Origin of the sequence: Isoptericola sp. NPDC060257 (assembly GCF_042726645.1) — a bacterium.
Lineage (GTDB): Bacteria > Actinomycetota > Actinomycetes > Actinomycetales > Cellulomonadaceae > Isoptericola > Isoptericola nanjingensis.
Genome location: NZ_JBHXAW010000289.1, coordinates 1 through 5,590, shown reverse-complemented (window position 1 = coordinate 5,590; position 5,590 = coordinate 1). Strand labels below are relative to the sequence as shown.

The window sequence follows — 5,590 nt, the reverse complement described above, 5'->3', positions numbered from 1 at the left end:
CTTGATCCTCATTCGGGCGGAATGAGGATCAAGTCAGCACGCTCGTTGCGGCCGTCCGCTGCGGGTCAGCGGCGGCGCGGCCACGGGAACGGCCCGGGGCCGTCCCAGCCGTCGCCGCCCTTGCCGTGACCGTTGCCGTTCCCGTGACCGTTGCCGTGGCCGTTCCCGGGGTGCTCGCCCCGCCCGGTCTTGTAGACCTGGATCGTGGACGGGCGGGGCCCGCGCCAGGCGCCGGCCGGGGCCCGCTCGCCCTCGGCGAGGTAGTCCGGGAAGTAGGAGTTCGGCGCGGCGAAGGTGCCGTCCTCCCCCGGGTGCTGGACGTTGACGTAGACCATCCCGTCGCGCGAGTCGACGACGGGCCCGCAGGTCTCGGCGTCGCGCGGCACGGACAGGAACTGCTCGACGCGGCCGCGCTGGCGGCCCGTGAGGGTCACCTTGAACAGGCCGTCGCACTTCTGGATCGTCGACGGCGCGCCGTCCGTGGAGATCCAGAGGTTGCCCTCGGCGTCGAACGCGAGGTTGTCGGGGCAGGAGATCGGCGACACCTTGTCGGCGGGGAAGCCCGAGAAGTACGTCGAGCCGTTCACCGACGGGTCGCCCGCGACGAGCAGGAGGTTCCACGTGAACGTCGTCGCGGTCTGGTCGCCGCCGTCCTCGATGATCTCGACGACGTGCCCGTCACGGTTGGTGGTGCGGGGGTTGGGCTCGGTGGCCCCCTCCTTGTCCGCCTTGCCGCGGTCGGTGTTGTTGGTGCACGCCACGTAGATGCGGCCGGTGAGCGGGTTGGGCTCGACGTCCTCGGGGCGGTCCATCTTGGTGGCGCCCACGGCGTCGGCTGCGAGGCGGGTGAAGACCAGCACCTCCTCGGTGGTCATGCCCGGCACCTGCGACTCGCCGTCCTTGACCAGCGCCACCCACTCGCCCGTGCCGTCGAAGGCGCCGTCGGACGGGACCGCGCCCGTGCCGTCGATCTCGGACGCCGGGGAGTCGCCACGGAACCGGGCGACGTACAGGTCGCCCTCGGACAGCAGGGTCTTGTTGTGGCGGCGGGCCCACCGGCTGCTGCCCTCGCGGAAGCGGTTCTTCGACACGAACTTGTACACGTAGTCGAAGCGCTCGTCGTCACCCATGTACGCGACGGCGTGCCCGCGCTTGGACAGGATGACGTTGGCGCCCTCGTGCTTGAAGCGGCCCAGCGCCGTGTGCTTCACCGGCGCCTCGTCGGGCTCGTACGGGTCCACCTCGACGATCCAGCCGAAGCGGTGGCTCTCGTACTCGTAGCCGGGGTTGCGACCGTCGAAGCGCGGGTCGTCGAGCTCCCAGCCGTAGCTCGTGGCGGCGTCCTTGAGGCCGTAGCGCGCGTCGCGCGGGTCCTTGCCGTTGACGCGGAAGTTCGCGTTGTAGTTCTCCTCGCCGGACACGATGGTGCCCCACGGCGTCGTGCCGCCCGCGCAGTTGTTGAGCGTGCCGCGCACGCGGGTGCCGGTCGGGTCCTCGACCGTCTTCATGAGGTACGAGCCCGCCGCCGGGCCGTCCACGCGGAACTCCGTGTCCACGGTGATGCGGCGGTTGTAGCGGCTGATCCGGGAGTAGCTCCACGGGGAGCCCTCGCGGTCGCGGCGCACCTCGACGACCGACAGGCCCCAGGCCGCGCGCTCGATCGCACGGCGCGTGGCGGCGTCGTACGACTCGTCGAACATGATCCCGGCGTTGGTGTACTCGTGGTTGCTGACGAGCAGGCCGCGCCGCCCGCGCTTCGTCCTGCCCCCGCGCGGCTGCACGTCGTCGGGGTCGGCCGGGAGGATGTCGAGGTAGTCGACGTTGTAGCCGAACTGCTTGGCCTGCTGCTCCGGCGTCTGGTGCGCGGCGTCGAACGCGCGACCGCCGGGCAGGATCGGGTCGCCCCAGCGGATGATCGGCGACCACTCGTACCCCTCGGGCACGACGAACGCGTCCACGCCGGCGTCCTGGGGCGCGATGGCGCCGAAGGCGAGGCCCTTGCCGGCGCCGTGGCCACGGCCCGCGGCCGTGACGGCGCTCGCTCCGGGCGCGCCCGCCACCTGGGTGCCGACGACGACGGTGGCGGCCGCGGCGGCCAGGCCGCCGAGCATGACGCGGCGGGACAGCGCCCGCGCCGCGACGTCGCGGAAGTACTCGTTGGCGGACTCGTTGGGCGCGGGGTGCGAGCACGCGTCGGCGCACTTGAGCCGGCACGTGACCGGGCTGCGCTTGCCGCGCGCGTAGTGCGGGCTGTGAGGCGTGGCCGCGAGCTCCAGCAGCGGGCGCGACTCGGGGGCGATCGTCATCGGTGGCACTCCTGAGATAGGGCGGTGACGGGACCGGGGGTGACGAGCCCGACGGTAGGGAGCACCGATGGCGTCACGTCGTCGTGACGCCGACCCTCAGGTGAACAGGGAATGACGCGCAGGGTGGCCGGCCTCGTCGACGGCGCGGTCGGGGCCGGCCATCTCGGCCCACACGTCGTCGAGGGAGAGGCCGAGGACGTCCGCGATCGCGGCGACGGTCGGGAACGCGGGGGTCGCGACGCGCCCGGACTCGATCTTCCGCAGGGTCTCCGGCGACACCCGCGCGTCGAGCGCGACCTGGAGCATCGAGCGCTCGCCCCGGGCGCGCCGCAGGAGGGCGCCGAGGCGGCGCCCGCGCTCGACCTCGGCGGGGGTGAGGGGCAGCCGGACCATGACCCGACTCTAATACCGGGATAACATGGCCGGTATTGTTATAGGTATACCGAGGAGGCCGCACCGCATGATCGAGATCCTGAACTCCGTCGAGCTGGCCCGGGCGCGGGAGACCGGTGCGCTCGTCGCCGACATCCTGCAGACCCTGCGCCGCCGCAGCACGGTCGGCACGAACCTCCTCGACCTGGACCGGTGGGCCGCCGAGCTGATCGCCGAGGCGGGCGGGCGGTCCTGCTACGTCGACTACGCGCCGCCCTTCGGCCGGGGGCCGTTCGGCCACCACCTGTGCACCGCCGTCAACGACGCCGTGCTCCACGGCATGCCGCACGACCGCGCGCTGGCCGACGGCGACCTGCTCACGCTCGACCTCGCCGTCCTCCGGGACGGGGTCGCCGCCGACGCCGCGATCAGCGTCGTCGTGGGGTCGTCACGGCCCGCGGAGAGCCTCGCCCTGATCGACGTCACCGAGCGCGCCCTGGCCGCGGGGATCGCCGCGGCCGGGCCCGGCGTCCGCCTGGGCGACGTCTCCCACGCCATCGGCACCGTCCTCGCCGGCGCGGGGTACCCGGTCAACACCGAGTTCGGCGGCCACGGCATCGGGTCGACGATGCACCAGGACCCGCACGTCGCCAACACCGGACGGCCCGGCCGCGGGTACCGGCTGCGGCCCGGCCTGCTCCTCGCGCTGGAGCCGTGGGTCATGGCGGACACCGACGAGCTGGTCACCGATGCCGACGGCTGGACGCTCCGCAGCGCGACCGGCTGCCGCACGGCGCACAGCGAGCACACCATCGCCATCACCGACGACGGGGCCGAGATCCTCACCCTGCCCCGGGACGCGGTCGCCTGAACGACCGCCCGAGCGCTCAGCCCAGCGACGCCACCCACTCCGACGTGCCGTCGTCGAAGCCCTGCTCCTTCCAGATCGGCACCTCGGCCTTGAGCTCCTCGACCAGGTCCGACGCCGCGGTGAACGCCGCCTGCCGGTGCCCCGCGGCCACGGCGGCCACTACCGCGACGTCGCCGATCGCCAGGTCGCCGGTGCGATGCACGACGGCGACGCGGACGCGGTCCCCCGTCGCCGCGGCCGTGCGGCGCGCGACGCGTTCCGCCACCGTGCGCAGCACCGTCGCCGCGTCCGGGTGCGCCTCGTAGTGCAGGCGCAGGACCCCGCGCCCGCCGTCGTGGTCGCGCACGTAGCCCGAGAACGACGCCACCGCGCCGCACGCGTCGTCGCGCACCAGCGCGCTGAGCTGCGCGACCAGCGGGTCCAGGGGCGAGTCGACGACGTCGGCGCGCAGCACGGCGACATCCGCGGGCGCGTCAGGCTCCTGGCCCACCTGCCCGGGGTGGTCGCCGCCGGCGAGCTGGTCGACCGCGTGCGGGAGCACGTCCGCCAGCGCGTCGAGGCCGTCCGTCACCCCGCCGACGGAGCCCGGCAGGTTGACCACCAGCGTGCGGCCTGCCACGCCGGCGACGCCGCGGGACAGCGCTGCCGCCGGGACGGCCCGCTTGGCGGGATCGGTCGGCGCGGTCGAGCGCGCGCGGACGAGCTCCGCGATCCCCGGCACCTCGCGGTCCAGGAGGGCGAGGGTCGCCTCCGGGGTGCGGTCGCGCGGGCCGAGCCCCGTGCCGCCGCTGGTGACGATCAGGTGCGGCACGTCGTCCGGCGCCTCCCCCGTCCCGGGTGCGAGCAGCGCGGCGAGCGCCTCGCGCACCGGCTCGCCGTCGGGCACGACGACGGGCGGCGACGTGCGCCAGCCCCGGGCCGCGAACCACGCGACGGCCGCCGGGCCCGAGCGGTCCTCGTACTCCCCCGCCGCCGCGCGGTCCGAGGCTACGACGACGGCGACGCGCCGCTGTGCGTGAGCGCCCCCGTGGTGATCGTGCGTGCCGGTCATGCGTCCTCCCGGCCCGCCTCGGAGGTGGCCGCCGCGCGCGCCCAGTCGCCGGACTTGCCGCCCGACTTCGCCACCACCTGCACGTCGGTGAGCACGGCGGCCTTGTCGACGGCCTTGATCATGTCGTAGAGCGTCAGCCCGGCGACGGTGACGGCGGTGAGCGCCTCCATCTCGACGCCGGTGCGGCCGGTGGTGCGCACGGTCGCGGAGATCCCGACCGTGCCGGACCCTTCGGAGGCGGGCACGACGTCGATCTCCACGCCGGAGATCGGCAGCGGGTGGCACAGCGGCACGAGGTCGGGCGTGCGCTTGGCGCCCAGGATCCCTGCGATGCGCGCGGTGGCGATCGCCTCCCCCTTCGGCAGGTCGCCGGAGGCGATCCGCTCGACGACGTCCGCGCGCGTGCGCAGCACGCCCGTCGCCGTGGCCTCCCGCTTCGTCACGTCCTTGGCGGAGACGTCGACCATGTGGGCAGCGCCGTCGGCGCGGTAGTGGGTCAGGCCCTGGTTCGGGTCGTGCGGGTCGGGCGTCGGGTCGGTCAACGGAGCTCCTGGTAGTCGACGAGGTCGCCGGCGTCGAGGTGCGCGACGCCGGGCGGTACGTGCACGAGGACGGTCGCGGCGGCGAGGTGGGTCAGCAGGTGCGAGCCGGGTCCGCCGGTCATGCGCACACGGCCGTCGGGGTCGAGCGCGCCCCGCCGCACCTGATGGAGCGCGTGCGGCGAGTCGAGCGGCTCGGCGAGGGGTGCGCGGCCGGTGGCCCGGCGGGCCGGCGACGCGCCCGTCGCCGCGGCGAGCACCGGGCGCAGGAACAGCTCGAACGACACGTACGCGCTCACCGGGTTGCCGGGGAACGCCACGAGCGGCACGTCCCGTCCGGACCCGAGGGTGACCGTGCCGAGGCCCTGCGGCCCGCCCGGCTGGACGGCGACGTGCCCGAACCAGGCGTCGGTGAGGGTCTGCCGCACCACCTCGTACGCCCCGGCGGACA

The 5,590-nt window shown here is 74.5% G+C and carries 6 protein-coding genes; 1 reads left to right on the top strand and 5 read right to left on the bottom strand.

The window, feature by feature from the left end; all coding sequences use genetic code 11:
• Positions 1-65 precede the first annotated feature (65 nt).
• The gene (locus ACFWEK_RS18285) at positions 66-2,306 is read right to left on the bottom strand and encodes a PhoX family protein (RefSeq protein WP_430554957.1); all 2,241 of its coding nucleotides are present in this window, start codon (positions 2,304-2,306) and stop codon (positions 66-68) included.
• A 96-nt stretch (positions 2,307-2,402) separates the two neighbouring features.
• Positions 2,403-2,699, bottom strand: coding sequence for a helix-turn-helix transcriptional regulator (locus ACFWEK_RS18280; RefSeq protein WP_430547544.1), 297 nt, complete (start codon positions 2,697-2,699; stop codon positions 2,403-2,405).
• 67 nt (positions 2,700-2,766) lie between these two features.
• Between ACFWEK_RS18280 and map the strand changes: the two genes are divergently transcribed.
• Positions 2,767-3,549, top strand: a complete 783-nt coding sequence (map, locus tag ACFWEK_RS18275) for a type I methionyl aminopeptidase (protein WP_430554956.1) — start codon at positions 2,767-2,769, stop codon at positions 3,547-3,549.
• A gap of 16 nt (positions 3,550-3,565) precedes the next feature.
• Here the strand turns inward: map and ACFWEK_RS18270 are convergent, their stop codons facing one another.
• The 3 genes from ACFWEK_RS18270 to ACFWEK_RS18260 form a co-directional block, all read right to left on the bottom strand.
• Entirely contained in the window at positions 3,566-4,600 is a 1,035-nt protein-coding gene (locus tag ACFWEK_RS18270; RefSeq protein ID WP_430554955.1) for a molybdenum cofactor biosynthesis protein MoaE, read from the bottom strand.
• A complete protein-coding gene (moaC, locus tag ACFWEK_RS18265) occupies positions 4,597-5,142 on the bottom strand; it encodes a cyclic pyranopterin monophosphate synthase MoaC (protein ID WP_430554954.1) in 546 nt (181 codons plus the stop codon). The genes ACFWEK_RS18270 and moaC overlap by 4 nt, the downstream gene beginning before the upstream one ends.
• A partial coding sequence (locus tag ACFWEK_RS18260) for a molybdopterin-binding protein (RefSeq protein ID WP_430554953.1) occupies positions 5,139-5,590 on the bottom strand: 452 nt, incomplete at its 5' end. The genes ACFWEK_RS18260 and moaC, both read right to left, overlap by 4 nt.